Genomic DNA, 14,168 nt, shown 5'->3' with positions numbered 1-14,168 from the left:
TATTTGCCCAGCATTCGGCTTAATATCATTAATTGATGAACCAAAACTCACACGAAGGAACTGAAAAGTTATAACAAACAGCCTTGGTCCTATGCGGATCAAGGCTGTTTGTTTGAGACCATTCGCAAAGTAATAATATGCATTTCTGCGGGACAACAAAGTCTGAACGGCAAATGATTGGTTCCGTATCCTTTGCTAACCAGCAATTTGCCTTCTTGCTCGGTGTCATTACCATCCTTTTTTAGAGAGAACCACCCACTAGATACGGAGCGGTATGCTTTGTTAAGAAAGACGGGGCCAAAGCCTGGAAATACTAATTGCCCACCGTGAGTGTGACCACTCAATATCAGATCAACAGGTCCATTCAAGTGAAGAGCCTCTAAGGGATCATGCACGATGGCAATCTTGCAATCTTTGGTGTCCAATTCTGCAAGCAGCGAATCGCCTCGCCGTGAACGATAATCAACTCCGACCAGGCAGAGTTTGCTTTTGCCTTTACGAAGGTAAGTGGTAGAATCCTGTAAGAGTTGAACACCCGTATCTCGGAATATACGTTCGAGATGCACAGTTCCTGCTCTTTTGTCATGGTTCCCATACACTGTAAAAACAGGGGCAATATAAGATAACAAGCTCATATTATGTCTGACGAGTGGCCATGAAATTCCTTTTTCCGCCACATCTCCCCCAATGATAACCCAGTCCACCTGATTGCGAAGATGTTCCAGATCATTCTTTTTCAGCTTGCGTTTATGGATATCAGATAAATACAGGATTTTGCTGCCATCAAAAGAAGAGGGCAAATTCGGAACTTCAACCTCTTCTGAAACGATGTGATGAAGATGCGCCTCACGCCACATATGAACCAGCAAAGCAATCCCGGCCAAAATAACGGCAACGAACCAGGCCAGTATTACCATGGCCATGGAAGGAAAGTATCCAATGAAGGCGCTCCTTTTATCCCCCACCAAACCAGACTGATTGTAAGCAAAACAAATATAAAAATGAGCGAATTAACAAATCGTTTACTGAGGCGCAAACGACGAGACGGATGAAGTTCAGTCCGCGTAGGAAGTGTGCCCGCTTCGGAAACGGATTCTTCTGATGGTTTTTCTGCTTTGTTGGCACGCGCTGGCGCCCGCCGGGGAAGTACCGGACTTTCCAGCGATGATGTATAAGACTTACGTTGTGATCTTGGTATGGAGACTGAGGTAATTGGTGTGAGTCCTCCCACCTCTGAGGCAGCAGCTGGTTCAACAACCAGATTAACTTGAGAAACTTCAGGACGCTCAGATGTCTCTGTCTTATCCGAGTGACGATGGCGCTGACTACCGTATGTCTTCATTCTACTTAATTGCTGATTCATGATTCCCTCCGAAAACGTATCGCTAATCCAGACACCAAATCAATAATAAAATGACATAATATAGGCGCCCATAATGTGCCGGATTGCATATAAATCCAACCCAATCCATAGCTCGAAACAAATACCCAACCAGTCGGAATCCAGTGCCGCAAATAGCGTATATGGATGACCGCAAATAAAATACTTGTCCAGTAAGGACCTATCGCATGTTGAATGGCTCCACGAAATAATAATTCCTCACAAACAGCAACGATAGCTGCTATGCATACAATGTGCCAGATTGGACGCTTGCGAAACAGCATCTCGTTAATTCCACCATCGTCCATGCTTTCTTGAGGAATAACATAAGAAAGAACCAAGTCCATAACAAGCATAATGCCAGCAAGACCAAGTCCCCACCATATAAACTGGTAACTGTCTGGCCACGCAAGCACATCAAAAAGATTTCTCTTCTGCAATAAAATCCATACAACCCCAATGATCAAAGTTAACCCTTGTGTAAAGTATAGATTGATCAGAAGCAAACGCTCGGTAAGCTGCTGTGGTTCAGCCTTCTGAATCTTGAACTTGGGAAACTTTAATTTTTTCATCGCCTATGTCTGTCCTCTTGACTTATATTTGATGGATAACAATTTCGTTGTCCAATCGGATAGTATACTAAATGATAGCCAAAAAACCAAATAGGTTCAAGGCCTGCCCCAAGTCCCGGTTTTTCAACAGAGTTTTATCCAATGAATTAGTTCATTAATGTGTTAAAATCCGATTCACAAAACAGCTTGTAATCGAGCTATATCAATCGATTAATGAGATCAATTTTTATCATCTGTACGCCTTCTCCCCCACTGAAGAAAATTACATTAGCAAATCGAATTAAAACATTTAAGCCTATTGACATGCTCATGTCAGCCATGATACATTATGAAAAAATTAGTCACGTTAAACACGATGATGGAAAAAAGACGTTGCTTTGTCTTACAGAGAGCCGATGGATGGTGTAAATCGGTGGCAGGCAGATGATCTTGAGCGCTCCTGAGTTATTGCATTGAAATTGGAGTAGGTGCAATCGGTTTAGACCCGTTATCCTCTTCGGTCTTCATTGACCGCTAAGACTGTCGTTGTGAAACGGCGGTGAATTAGGGTGGTACCACGACAACTCTCGTCCCTTATTGCGCAAGCAGTATGTGGATTGAGAGTTTTTTGATTTATTTTAGAGTATAGACGTGGGAATCGCCCTATTTGCTACACCCTCCCCCTCTACTGCGACACCGCGTTGTTGGAAGGAAGAGTTTCAATGGTTTTAAGGAATGCCTCTTTCGTGAGGCGAGACCTTGACGATATAGATACACATACCTAAGGAGGAAGAAACCATGTACAAAGTGTTAGTGTCGGACCCCATTAGTGATCTGGGTATCCAGCAACTGGTGGATGCAAATGATGTTGTAGTTGAGAAGAAAACAGGTCTTAGCGAAGATGAGCTTATTGCAATTATCGGCGATTATGATGCCCTTCTAGTTCGAAGTCAGACTCGTGTAACGGATCGTATTATGACGGCTGGTACAAACCTCAAAGTCATCGGACGTGCTGGCGTAGGTGTAGATAACATTGATTTGGAAGCTGCTACCCAACGCGGTATCATTGTTATTAACGCCCCTGACGGTAACACGATTACGACATGTGAGCATACATTTGCCATGATGATGGCACTGGCACGACATATTCCTCAGGCATATGCCAAAACCATTCAAGGTACTTGGGATCGTAAAACCTTCCTGGGTGTGGAGTTAAGAAATAAAACGCTGGGTGTGCTCGGTATGGGACGAATCGGTAGCGAAGTAGCTAAACGTGCAAAAGCATTCGGAATGGATATTCTGGCTTACGACCCGTTCCTCACTCAAGATCGCGCAGAGAAACTTCAGGTTAAGCTGGCTAGTGTAGATGACATCATTCGCAATGCCGACTTCATGACCGTTCACACACCATTAACACCTGAGACACGCCATATGATTTCCCGCCCTCAATTCGAAGTGATGAAAAAAGGGATGCGTATTATCAACTGTGCCCGTGGCGGAGTTGTTGATGAAATGGCACTTGTAGAAGCAATTGATGAAGGTATCGTTGCTGGTGCAGCATTCGACGTATTCGAGAGTGAACCACCAGCAGCTGACCATCCGTTCCTGAATCACCCTAGCATTATTGTGACGCCTCATCTTGGTGCATCGACAGTCGAAGCACAAGAAAATGTAGCGATCGACGTATCCGAGCAAGTCCTGCATATTCTGCGCAATGAACCGTTCAAAAACGCAGTTAACATGCCTGCTGTAGCTCCAACTGTAATGAACAAACTGCAGCCGTACTTTAAACTGGGTGAAACACTGGGCAGCTTTGCAGCTCAGATTACTCAAAATGCAGTTCAGGAAATCCGGATTGACTACGCTGGAGATCTGTCGGAAGTGGATACTTCGCCTTTGACTCGTTACATTGTAAAAGGTATTCTCGCAAGGCATTTAGGCGGTGAAGCCAATATTGTCAACTCCATGCATTTGGCTAAAGTGCGGGATCTCAATGTAGTGGTTAGCCAAACTTCGGCGACGAAAGGATTTACTAATCTGATTACCGTCACACTTGTGACGAATCAGGATGCTGAGGAGCGTCGTGTTGCGGGCACACTGCTTGCAGGTTATGGAGAGCGTATCGTGCGTCTGGACAAATTCCCAGTGGATATTGCTCCAGAAAGTCACCAAGTTCTGATTTCTCATAATGATAAACCGGGTATTATCGGACGTGTTGGAACTTTGCTTGGAGAGAACGAAGTTAACATCGCCTCCATGCAGGTCGGACGTAAAATCATCGGTGGGGCGGCTATCATGATTCTGACTGTAGATAAAGAAGTTCCAAAAGATGTACTTGTGCAACTTGCAGCTCTTCAGGAAATCAATACTGCCGTTGAAATCGTTCTGAATTAATTATTGTCGGACTATTCACTTATAAGATAAAAAAAGAGGCGAACCCTTATTGGGTTCGCCTCTTTTTATAAACTCAAACTTCTTTTTTTAAAGCGTAATTCATGCATTAACTTAATTGAATAATGTTTAATGTAGCTCCTGGTGGAGAGAGGACAGCGGTACCAACAAGACCAAATAGTTGGAACTGTATTGTAGATCCGGCAGTTACCGTCACAATAAAGTCAGACTGTAACTGACTCAGGGAAAGCAATGGTGAAACTACACTCGCTGGAATTGCTGCCCCGTTAAGTAATATACGGGATTGAATAGCAAGTGCGGCTGTCAGATTTATTTTGTAAGAGATATAGTAACGCCCTGCATTGGCAAGAGTGAAAGTATCATTCGCTCCATTGATGGTTATACCAGTGCCTATATTTTGGTTGTTTGGTAATGGTATTAGTGTTCCACCCAAAATGACAACGATGGTTCCATTTGTGTTTTCACCAAAAGCTGAATTAGATGTTACAGAGGTTCCTGTGGCTCCGGTTGCACCCGTCGCTCCTGTACCCCCGGTGGCCCCAGTTGCTCCTGTGACGCTCACTCCAGTAGCACCTGTTATTCCAGTCGATCCAGTAGCACCCGTAACGCCTGTAGCTCCGGTGCTTCCAGTTACACTGGCTCCTGTAGCTCCGGTAGCCCCTGTTCCCCCAGTAACTCCGGTGACTCCAGTAGCGCCCGTGCCTCCGGTTACACTAGCCCCGGTTGCTCCTGTTGCGCCAGTGACACCAATCCCTGTTGCACCCGTTAAGCCCGTGTCCCCGGTGGTTCCGGTTATCCCTGTCTCTCCGGTGACTCCTGTTATTCCGGTTGCTCCTGTCGATCCAGTGACACCGACTCCCGTGGCTCCGGTTACTCCTATAGCCCCAGTGGTTCCGGTTGTCCCTGTCTCTCCCGTAACTCCGTTTATTCCGGTTGCTCCTGTTGCACCAGTGACTCCGATTCCTGTTGCACCAGTTAAGCCTGTAACCCCGGTGGCCCCGGTTAATCCCGTCGCTCCAGTGACTCCTGTTATTCCGGTTGCTCCTGTCGATCCAGTGACACCGACTCCTGTCGCTCCGGTTATTCCTGTAGCCCCAGTGGTTCCGGTTACCCCTGTCTCTCCTGTTATTCCGTTTCCTCCTGTTGCGCCAGTGATTCCGATTCCTGTTGCACCCGTTAAACCTGTAACCCCGGTGGCCCCGGTTAATCCCGTTGCTCCGGTGACTCCCGTTACACTAACACCGGTAGCACCCGTTACTCCCGCAGCCCCTGTATTGCCGGTAACCCCAGTCGCTCCGGTTACTCCCGTATCTCCCGTGACTCCAGTACTTCCCGTTACACTGACACCTGTGGCTCCAGTTACTCCCGCAGCCCCTGTATTGCCGGTAACCCCAGTCGCCCCGGTTACACCTGTATCTCCCGTGGCTCCAGTACTTCCCGTTACACTGACACCTGTGGCTCCAGTTACTCCCGCAGCCCCTGTATCGCCGGTAACTCCAGTCGCCCCGGTTACACCTGTATCTCCCGTGGCTCCAGTACTTCCCGTTACACTGACACCTGTGGCTCCAGTTACTCCCGCAGCCCCTGTATTGCCGATAACCCCAGTCGCCCCGGTTACACCTGTATCTCCCGTGGCTCCAGTACTTCCCGTTACACTGACACCTGTGGCTCCAGTTACTCCCGCAACCCCTGTATCGCCGGTAACTCCAGTCGCCCCGGTTACACCTGTATCTCCCGTGGCTCCAGTACTTCCCGTTACACCTACTCCAGTTGCACCTGTCGCACCAGTTGCCCCAGCACCAGCCAGCAACGTATAATCCGGGGATGTTCCCGGCGTTCCAGTTGGCGATGCCACATTTGCAATATATGTGCTGCCATCAATCGTTACAACTTGACCCGCTGGATACGTTGGTGCAACTGCTGGGTCGAATGGAACGACGCCTGTCAGACCTGCACCGGTGGCTCCCGTTACACCGACTCCTGTTGCACCTGTCGCACCCGTGGCTCCCGCACCAGCCAGCAACGTGTAATCCGGGGACGTTCCTGGTGTTCCAGTTGGCGATGCGACATTCGCAATATACGTGCTGCCATCAAACGTTACGACTTGACCCGCTGGATACGTTGGTGCTACTGCTGGGTCGAATGGAACGACGCCTGTCAGACCTGCACCGGTGGCTCCCGTTACACCCGTATCTCCGGTTGCGCCCGATACACCGACTCCTGTTGCACCTGTCGCACCCGTGGCTCCCGCACCAGCCAGCAACGTGTAATCCGGGGACGTTCCTGGGGTGCCTGTTGGCGATGCGACATTCGCAATATACGTGCTGCCATCAAACGTTACGACTTGACCCGCTGGATACGTTGGTGCTACTGCTGGATCAAACGGTACAATCCCGTTCAGACCTACTCCAGTCGCTCCTGTTACACCCGTGGGCCCCGTTGGTCCTGCGCCTGCAAGCAATGTATAATCCGGGGATGTTCCCGGCGTTCCCGTTGGCGATGCCACATTTGCAATATACGTGCTGCCGTTAAATGTTACGACCTGACCCGCTGGATACGTTGGTGCTACTGCTGGATCAAACGGAACTACTCCATTCAAGCCCACTCCTGTTGCTCCCGTTGCACCAGTAACACCCGCACCTGCAAGCAAAGTGTAGTCTGGTGATGTTCCCGGCGTCCCGGTTGGCGATGCAACATTGGCAATGTACGTACTGCCGTCAAACGTAACCACCTGTCCTGCCGGATACGTTGGCGCTACCGCCGGATCAAACGGTACAATCCCACTCAATCCTACTCCAGTCGCTCCCGTTACACCCGTAGCCCCTGTTGGTCCTGCGCCTGCAATCAACGTATAATCCGGTGATGTTCCCGGCGTTCCCGTTGGCGATGCGACATTTGTAATATACGTACTGCCGTCGAAAGTTACAACTTGACCCGCTGGATACGTTGGTGCTACTGCTGGGTCAAACGGAACTGCTCCATTCAAGCCCACTCCTGTTGCTCCGGTTGCACCGGTGGCTCCTGCGCCAGCAAGCAATGTGTAGTCTGGTGATGTACCTGGAGTTCCAGTTGGTGAAGCTACATTAGTAATATAGGTACTACCGTCAAACGTCACTATTTGACCCGCTGGATACGTTGGTGCTACTGCCGGATCAAACGGTAATATTCCACTTAAACCTAAGCCAGTGGCTCCCGTTGCCCCTGTAGGTCCTGCTCCCGCCAAGAGTGTATAGTCCGTTGAAGTACCGGGAGTTCCTGTTGGCGATGCCACATTTGTAATGTAGGTGCTGCCCTCAAATGTTACGACATGACCCGCTGGATACGTTGGTGCTACCGCTGGATCAAATGGAACAGAACCACCGAGTCCCACACCCGTTGCCCCGGTGGCTCCAGTAGCTCCGGCCGCTGCTAGCAAAGTATAATCCGGTGAACTACCCGGTGTTCCCGTTGGCGATGCCACACTAGTAATATAGGTACTACCGCCAAATGTTACAATTTGTCCTGCCGGATAACCTGGTGCTACCGCTGGATCAAATGGAACAGAGCCCGTTAAACCTGCCCCTGTTGCTCCAGTCATTCCTCCTGACAAAAACAACGTGTAGTCTGGAGAACTTCCAGGTATACCGGTGGGACCATTTACGTTAACTACATAAAGACTACCGTTATACGAAACTACTTGACCTTGCACATAGCCAGGTGCCTGAGCTGGGTCAAAAACGGATATATCATCCAGTCCAACTCCAGGCGCCCCCTGGGGACCTGGTACGCCTTGAGGCCCTAGAGGTCCTACCGGACCTACTGGTCCAACTGTTCCTCCTGACCCGGTCGGACCTGGCAGTCCAGGAACACCCGGAACCCCTGGAACTCCCGGAACTCCCGGGGGACCTGGAGGACCTGGAGTTCCTGATGTTCCAAATGAACTGGTAGCACGAGTCAATGATACGGATATGGAACGAATCAAACCAACCAATTTATCTTTTTCCGCAGGCGGAACTTCCAGAAGCAACGTTACACTTAATACATCATCGAGTAAATTTTGCAAGTTTCCAGCTAGATTAATAACGGCTACAGGCACAACTTCAGAGCCTGCAATGGTTAGTTCCAGAACGGATTGTAACTCCGCTTTCACCCCAGCTCGAAAACCAGAGGTATTAACAAAGTTGAGCAAACTCCGTAAACTGTTTTGCAACGCGAGAGTATTAGACGCTGTAGGCTGACTGACAGATGCAGGAATAGTCACTGCTAGTGCTTTCAAAATGGACTCAAACTGCTCCACTTCACTCGATGTTATTGGAATAAACGGTGATCCCGCTCGAAACGATCTTCCTTCTAAGAAAGCTTTAATATTCACCCTTTTTCTATCATCGGACATGCCTAATCCACTCCTCCTTTAACATCTTCGCTCTTCAAGCTTATGTTTCATAAGAGGTAAACTTATCTTGGACACATATTTTGACGCAAAAAAATGAACATACTGTTCCACGTTGAACAAGATTAAACGGTACTGTTCAACAAAAAAAGCACCCTCAGCATGAGGGTGCTTCCGCACTTTTTGTATGAAATCGGGCTATTTCGATGAATCCACCGGAAATTGTAAAATAAACTCTGTACCTTCGCCAAGTACGCTATTAACGATAATGGTACCGTGATGCGCATCTACAATGTTTTTAACAATTGCGAGCCCCAGTCCTGTACCGACACTTTCACCCCGAACACGAGCCTTATCTGCTTTGTAGAATCGTTCAAAGATGAATGGCAGATCGGAAGACGGAATGCCTACACCTTCATCGTTTACAGTCACTTTAGCTACAGGTGTCCGGACATCAGTTAACAGCTCTGCCGATATGACAACATTTTTGCCTGAGGGAGTATGCCGAAACGCATTATCCAGCAAATTGGTAAACACCTGTTCAAGTCGATCCTCATCCGCCTGATGAAGTTCAATGGAAGACTGTTTGCACTCAAACCTAAGATGGATATCCTGTTCTTTGGAACGTACCGAGAACTTTCTGTATACTCGTTCCAATAGTTCAACCAAATCCACTTCCTTCACGGCCATATCCGTATGACCCGCTTCCATTCGCGCAAGATCAAGCAGATCCTTAACCAACCTGCCCATACGCAAAGACTCATCATGAATCACTTGAATTAATTCTTCACTTTCTTCTGGGGAAGCCGCCATCCCATCCAAAAGAGCTTCACTGTACCCTTGCATCATGGATAGCGGAGTACGTATTTCGTGAGAGACGTTGGCGACAAAATCACGACGCATCTTCTCCAGTCGTACTTCCTCCGTCACGTCACGAAGCACAGCTACTGCGCCTCGAACGACACTATCCGCGTACAAAGGTGCCATCTGAACAGACCAGACTCCCTGCTGCACATGCACGTTAGAGTTCTGATCGCCGCCCTGCTCCATCACCTTTTTGAACAAAGGAACGAGTGGTTCCGGTACCTCTCGCGAAGAACTCACAGCATTCTCCGAGTCCTGTCTCTCGCCCATCTGTGCCCAGTCCAAATCACACCAAGCCTGCATGATTTTCTCGCCGGGGGGGTTTGTCAAAATAACCTTTCCCTCACCATCGAATGTCACTACGGCATCGGTCATGCTTCGGAGCACGCTCGCCAGATGTTCTTTCTCATGGTTAAGGTTGCGAATGTTATCTTCCAGCTGTGCAGCCATATGATTAAATGTATTACCCAATTCTCCAATCTCATCGCTCGTTACAAGGGAGAGACGTGTACCGTAGTTTCCTTTTCGAATCGCATTGGCTGCTTGAATTAACTGCTGCATCGGCTGCGTAATTTTCGTAAAAAGAAACAGCGCAAAAAAGGTCGTCAAACTGAAACCGATAATACAAACATATGTGAACAAACGTTTGATATCTCTCGACTCAGACTCCGCAAAATTCGTATCAATATACGGCAGCAAAAAAAGACCCAATGCTATGAGTACACAGCCCACAAGGCAAATAATCGTAATCCATAACTTCCCGACCAGCGATCTCCAGAAACTAAAACTACTTCGGTACTTCCAGTTTATAACCCACACCCCACACCGTCGTAATCATCGCCGCTGACTCTGGCGAAACTTTGTTTAACTTCTCGCGAAGACGCTTCACATGCGTATCCACAGTACGAAGATCACCAAAGAATTCATAATTCCATACATCCTTCAGCAGCTCTTCTCTGGAGAAAACTTTATCTGGAGATGTCGCCAGATAATGCAACAGTTCATATTCTTTCGGTGTTAGACTGATCTCTTCCCCACCTGCGGTTACGCGGTGAGCATCATGTTCGATGACCAAATGAGGAAATACGATATTGTTGCTTGAATTACTTTCCTTAGACAGATAAGCTGTCGCAGAAGAACGACGCAAAATCGCCTTCACCCGGTAAATCACTTCACGTGGACTGAACGGCTTAACGACATAATCATCTGCTCCAACTTCAAAGCCCTGAACGCGGTTAATTTCTTCGCCTTTTGCAGTAAGCATCAAAACAGGGGTTGATTTTACCTGACGCAAACGGGTACATACTTCAACGCCGTCCATGCCCGGTAACATCACATCAAGCAAAATCAGACCATAGTCACCTGCAGTTGCTTTTCGCAACGCAGTTTCCCCATCCTCTGCTTCATCGATTTCATAACCTTCTTTTTCGAGATACATTTTCAAAAGCCGTCGGATTCTTTCCTCGTCATCCACGACTAGTATACGGTTCTCATGTTCAGCCATTCCACTCCAGCCCCTTTGCAATAACTCCTCATCACTTCTATTATGTTCGATCTGGCGAACAATATTTGAATGCCCCATTGAACGTAGGGGCTTACGTATGTGTTTCATGGATTTCTCTCGGGAACTTTACGAAACTACCTCTCCTAGTCTGCCCCAGCGTATGAATGCAACCCGGCGATGATCAAATTCACACCAACGAGCGTAAACATAACGACCAAAAATCCAAGTACTGCAAGCCAGGCAGACTTGCGGCCCTGCCAGCCTCTGGACAAACGCAAATGCAGGTACACACTATAATATAACCATGTTATCAGTGCCCACACCTCTTTGGGGTCCCATCCCCAGAAACGGCTCCAGGCAATCTGAGCCCAGATCATAGCAAAAATTAATGCTCCCAATGTAAATATCGGGAATCCGATAGCAATTGCGCGGTAACTAATCTCATCAAGATCGTCGGCATCAATGCCATCCAGCATTGGTTGCAGAGCTTGTCCAAGCGGTCTTCTTACAATTAAACGAATAAGTCCATATAAGATCAGCCCTACAATCAAAGACCAGACTACCGTATTCAGTTTACGTCCAGCATTAACTCCGTTCATCCAGGAAGGTGTCTCAAGCAAAGGTTCCTTCATGCCAAGAAACGGTTTTATGCTCTCCACTTCGCTATTATAAGGTGCAAATATAGGAGGCATGCGATAAATCACTTTCTCTATTGTACTATTTTCCTGTACCTCTGTGTCAATGCTCGTGGTTTTCTGAACAAAAACCGCTTCATATCCGGATGCACGGAAAGCAAATACCGACCCGATAAACCCAACCACAACGACGATAGTGATTAATGTAAACTCAACCCATCCTCGCTGGCGTCTGGATGACTTATCCTTGCCACTGAAATCCACTGTGCGTAACAAGTACATGAATCCTGCAGCAAAGCCTACGGCGAAGAATGCCTCGCCAAGTGCAGCCAACGTCACGTGGATCTTGAGCCATATCGATTGCAAAGCAGGGATCAGCGGCTGTACTTCCTGAGGAAATACGGCTGCATATGCCATAATAATGATGGTTAGTGGCAATGCAAATAGTCCTAGCAACGATTTTCGATAAATTGCGTAAACTACAATAAATGCCACCATAATCATCATGGATAGAAAACTCATAAATTCATACATATTACTTACGGGTATATGGCCTGCTCCAGCCCATCGTGTACCAAAGAAGATGAGATGTGCAGCTAGTGCAACCGTTGATGCAATAAAGGCTCGCTTGCCCCATCGTTCTACATGAGCTTGCGGGTCACGATTACTCCATTTCTTGCCCATGACGGCAACGCCATATAACATAAATGCAGCACAATATAGAAAAAAAGATACGATAAATGCGTCGCTGCTGAAATCCAATAAACTCATGTTTGGTTCCCCCCGTTATCCAACGACTTCTCATCCACTTCCACATTCATATGTTTTAACACAGCTGCAACCTCGCGCCTAAATCCAAACCAGTTTTTGTTCGTATGGCCACCTAGGGTGAGTTGTCCATCATCAATCCGAATCCAAATACGTCGGTGGTGCCAGTAAAAGCCCATAACCAGACCCAACATAACGATGCCTGCCCCAACCCATACGAAAGGCATGGCCTTATCAATACGGATATTGAGGTAACTCACGGACTGAATGATGTCCACCTTATCCATGCTATCGACCTCTAGCTGCAAAGGAATTTCTCCTCCATTCAGCTGTTTGTTAATTGCGTCCTGTTGAAAACGCTGTTTATCGATCTGCTTCGCAAAATACAAGTACTGCATGCCTTCTGCGGGTAAATTGGGTCCCTTGATGTTAAATAGAAAGGCAGGCGCATTAGGTGAAGGGGACTTTGATTTGGGCTCTCCATTTTCATCCAGCCCAAAATCCATATATTTTTCTTTCACAGTCAGACTATAGGGTCCAGCTTCAAACGTTCGCTGCGTATCCACCATAGCAATTTGGATTGCTCCGTACTTCTCACCCGTCTGGGCATTGACCAGATCAGGCGTTACCGAACGAATCGTTGGTGTCAAATCATAATCAAACTGATATGCTTTCAATCCGTGGTAATTCAGTGGATGGTTCACTCGAACATCATGTCGGTCCACCTCGGTCAATTGAGGTTTTTTCGAAGGATCCGAGCAATCTGCCGTACATTCGTACAACACCACTTTGGTTTCAAACAGTTTTGGAACGGTTTTGTTCAAATTTTTGAACTGTTCTGGAACCTCATCTTCACTGTAAAACTCAACATTAAACTGTTCATTCTTCAAATACATGGAGGTATTCGGTATTTTCTTGATCTCACCTTCGGGAAAAGCAACATGCTCATCCAGATTCAGCCCGGGAAGCCCTCGGGCAAGTACTGCCAGTAGAAAGATAATCAAGCCGATGTGGATAACATAAGGTCCCCAGCGACTGAATCGCTGTTTCTCAGCCAGCAATGCACTACCCTCGGTATGCACACGATAACCTTTCTTTTTAAGCGGCGTAACCGCTTTCTTAATCCAGTCTTCTGATGCCTCTTCTATGGAGCCTTGGTACACCAGTCGCTGGCGTGTAAGAAACTGCATGTGTTTGCGTATTTTCTGTTTATTCAGCGCTTTGTATAGTGGAAGTACCCGGTCTAGACTGCATATGACCAATGAAGCACCGATCAGCACCAGTAGCAAAATAAACCACCAGGATTCGTATGTATGGGACAGACCCAGCAGATAATAGATATGACCCAACTGACCGTATGTGTCCTTGTAATATACGGATGGATCAATATTCAGAAATGTACTTTCTTGCGGATAAATCGTGCCTAGCATGGAACCTACAAGTGTAAACACAATCATGTAAACAGCAATTTTGACCGATGAGAAAAAGTTCCATATGCGGTCAATAATTTTGGGATTCGTACGCTGCGAACGACGCGCCATGCCATCATAACGCATTTCCAATACTTCATCCGATTTGACCTCAGCCTCCAGCAGCGGCTTGCCGCATGCTTCACACAGCACAGTGCCCACCGGATTCTGGTGTCCGCACTCACACTTCGTATTTTGGAACACGACTAGACCTC

General features: G+C 47.5%; 9 protein-coding genes and 1 other annotated feature. Of the genes, 1 reads left to right on the top strand and 8 read right to left on the bottom strand.

All coding sequences use genetic code 11. The annotated features are described in order from the left end of the window. Positions 1-98 precede the first annotated feature (98 nt). Genes MHB84_RS23715 through MHB84_RS23705 form a run of 3 tightly spaced genes read right to left on the bottom strand, consistent with a single transcriptional unit; the run spans position 99 to position 1,953 of the window. Entirely contained in the window at positions 99-923 is an 825-nt protein-coding gene (locus MHB84_RS23715) for a metallophosphoesterase (protein ID WP_083678879.1), read from the bottom strand. Further along, positions 911-1,342 (bottom strand): hypothetical protein, encoded by a 432-nt coding sequence (locus MHB84_RS23710; RefSeq protein ID WP_143764667.1) that lies wholly within the window; start codon positions 1,340-1,342, stop codon positions 911-913. Before MHB84_RS23710 ends, MHB84_RS23715 begins: the two co-directional genes overlap by 13 nt. Before the next feature lie 17 nt (positions 1,343-1,359). Next, entirely contained in the window at positions 1,360-1,953 is a 594-nt protein-coding gene (locus MHB84_RS23705) for a CPBP family intramembrane glutamic endopeptidase (RefSeq protein WP_076288915.1), read from the bottom strand. A gap of 346 nt (positions 1,954-2,299) precedes the next feature. After that, positions 2,300-2,530, top strand: a binding site (T-box leader). Between the two features lie 200 nt (positions 2,531-2,730). Between MHB84_RS23705 and serA the strand changes: the two genes are divergently transcribed. Further along, positions 2,731-4,326, top strand: coding sequence for a phosphoglycerate dehydrogenase (serA, locus tag MHB84_RS23700; protein ID WP_076288914.1), 1,596 nt, complete (start codon positions 2,731-2,733; stop codon positions 4,324-4,326). A 106-nt stretch (positions 4,327-4,432) separates the two neighbouring features. Here serA and MHB84_RS23695 read toward each other — a convergent pair whose 3' ends face one another. The 5 genes from MHB84_RS23695 to resB form a co-directional block, all read right to left on the bottom strand. Beyond that, the gene (locus tag MHB84_RS23695) at positions 4,433-8,716 is read right to left on the bottom strand and encodes a BclA C-terminal domain-containing protein (RefSeq protein WP_341143068.1); all 4,284 of its coding nucleotides are present in this window, start codon (positions 8,714-8,716) and stop codon (positions 4,433-4,435) included. Positions 8,717-8,911: 195 nt separating this feature from the next. Then, a complete protein-coding gene (locus MHB84_RS23690; RefSeq protein WP_179087235.1) occupies positions 8,912-10,309 on the bottom strand; it encodes an ATP-binding protein in 1,398 nt (465 codons plus the stop codon). A 55-nt stretch (positions 10,310-10,364) separates the two neighbouring features. Continuing rightward, entirely contained in the window at positions 10,365-11,081 is a 717-nt protein-coding gene (locus MHB84_RS23685; RefSeq protein ID WP_017687664.1) for a response regulator transcription factor, read from the bottom strand. A gap of 143 nt (positions 11,082-11,224) precedes the next feature. Beyond that, complete coding sequence (gene ccsA / locus MHB84_RS23680; RefSeq protein ID WP_076291923.1) at positions 11,225-12,487, bottom strand: cytochrome c biogenesis protein CcsA; 1,263 nt, start codon at positions 12,485-12,487, stop codon at positions 11,225-11,227. Then, positions 12,484-14,157 (bottom strand): cytochrome c biogenesis protein ResB, encoded by a 1,674-nt coding sequence (resB, locus tag MHB84_RS23675; RefSeq protein ID WP_076291922.1) that lies wholly within the window; start codon positions 14,155-14,157, stop codon positions 12,484-12,486. Before resB ends, ccsA begins: the two co-directional genes overlap by 4 nt. Positions 14,158-14,168: the final 11 nt, after the last annotated feature.

The organism is Paenibacillus sp. FSL F4-0087, from assembly GCF_038020215.1.
Taxonomy (GTDB): Bacteria; Bacillota; Bacilli; order Paenibacillales; family Paenibacillaceae; genus Paenibacillus; species Paenibacillus taichungensis.
Note: the sequence above shows the minus strand (reverse complement) of the source record. Positions and strands in the feature narration are given on the sequence as shown.

Excerpts from the sequence above, each read along its gene's own strand:
- MHB84_RS23715 (WP_083678879.1), bottom strand. The coding sequence starts at position 923 with ATGGCCATGGTAATACTGGCCTGGTTCGTTGCCGTTATTTTGGCCGGG.
- MHB84_RS23710 (WP_143764667.1), bottom strand. The coding sequence starts at position 1,342 with ATGAAGACATACGGTAGTCAGCGCCATCGTCACTCGGATAAGACAGAG.
- MHB84_RS23705 (WP_076288915.1), bottom strand. The coding sequence starts at position 1,953 with ATGAAAAAATTAAAGTTTCCCAAGTTCAAGATTCAGAAGGCTGAACCA.
- serA (WP_076288914.1), top strand. The coding sequence starts at position 2,731 with ATGTACAAAGTGTTAGTGTCGGACCCCATTAGTGATCTGGGTATCCAG.
- MHB84_RS23695 (WP_341143068.1), bottom strand. The coding sequence starts at position 8,716 with ATGTCCGATGATAGAAAAAGGGTGAATATTAAAGCTTTCTTAGAAGGA.
- MHB84_RS23685 (WP_017687664.1), bottom strand. The coding sequence starts at position 11,081 with ATGGCTGAACATGAGAACCGTATACTAGTCGTGGATGACGAGGAAAGA.
- ccsA (WP_076291923.1), bottom strand. The coding sequence starts at position 12,487 with ATGAGTTTATTGGATTTCAGCAGCGACGCATTTATCGTATCTTTTTTT.